The organism is Paenibacillus koleovorans NBRC 103111 (assembly GCF_004000845.1).
GTDB lineage: Bacteria > Bacillota > Bacilli > Paenibacillales > NBRC-103111 > Paenibacillus_AA > Paenibacillus_AA koleovorans.
The window spans coordinates 1-686 of sequence record NZ_BIMA01000268.1 but is presented as its reverse complement, the minus strand read 5'-3'; the positions used below and the strand labels follow the sequence as shown (position 1 = coordinate 686).

The window sequence follows — 686 nt, the reverse complement described above, 5'->3', positions numbered from 1 at the left end:
CTATATAAGTTGAACGAAAGAAGCTGACATTCAAAAACGAACGCATAGGCGATCAATGATGACATGTGGGTATTTCATGATTTCATCCATAAACTGTCCGACACTCAGACGGATTTCGGCAACGGTGGAATAGAACACATTGTTGATGACATTAGATTTAAGCCATTTCCAAAGCCCTTCCACGATGTTCAACTGAGGGCTGTAAGGCGGCAGGAACACCAGCTCAAGCCGATCTTTGTGTTCGTCCAGAAACGGTTGAAGGAGCTTCGCATGATGAATTCGGGCGTTGTCTAATACGATGACGATGGTTCCCGTAGAGTAGGCTTCGAGGATCTTTTGAAGAAACGCCAAAAAGGTCTCGGCTGTATATTGTTCGTCTTCTTGCCAAACGATCTGCCCGGTCGCATAGTCCACTGTAGCCAACAACTTGACACCACGGTGCTTGCCCGTGGTTTGAATGATTCGCTGTTTGCCACGGAGAAACCAGGTTTTCTGAATCGCCTGGTAGTCTCGGATCATCGATTCATCTTCAAACAGCAGATGGTCAATTTCGTCGTTCAACAATCTTTTTTTAAATGGGGAAACGTCGTTTCGGCAAACTGACGCTGCTTCTCGGGGTCTGCTGCCGCGAGCGTGTAGGTCGGTTTCGTATAACTGAGTCCTAAGCGTTCCATTACTTTGGAAAT

The 686-nt window shown here is 46.6% G+C and carries 1 pseudogene; it reads right to left on the bottom strand.

The features are described from left to right. Positions 1-30: 30 nt before the first annotated feature. A pseudogene (locus PKO02S_RS32115) lies at positions 31-686 on the bottom strand (IS630 family transposase); the annotation flags it as partial.